The 227-nt window shown below is 29.1% G+C and carries 2 pseudogenes; one reads left to right on the plus strand and one right to left on the minus strand.

What is annotated here, in order from left to right:
* Window positions 1-103, minus strand: a pseudogene (locus tag IDG64_RS15710) (replication initiation factor domain-containing protein); the annotation flags it as partial.
* 54 nt (window positions 104-157) lie between these two features.
* Between IDG64_RS15710 and IDG64_RS15715 the strand changes: the two are divergent.
* Window positions 158-227: pseudogene (locus IDG64_RS15715) on the plus strand (IS6 family transposase); the annotation flags it as partial.

The raw sequence follows: 227 nt of genomic DNA on the forward strand, positions 1-227 counted from the left end.
TATCTCTTTTAAGTTCGATTTCTACACGCCATAAATGTTCAGACATAACTTCAGCATCTGCATTATCTTTACGTTCTTGCTTTTTATTATAAATTCTAATAGGTTCTGTTGCAAAGTTGAATTTATAATATAATTTTAACAAAAAGGAGTCTTCTGTATGAACTATTTCAGATATAAACAATTTAACAAGGATGTTATCACTGTAGCCGTTGGCTACTATCTAAGAT

Origin of the sequence: Staphylococcus sp. EG-SA-15 (assembly GCF_017151895.1) — a bacterium.
Taxonomy (GTDB): Bacteria; Bacillota; Bacilli; order Staphylococcales; family Staphylococcaceae; genus Staphylococcus; species Staphylococcus aureus.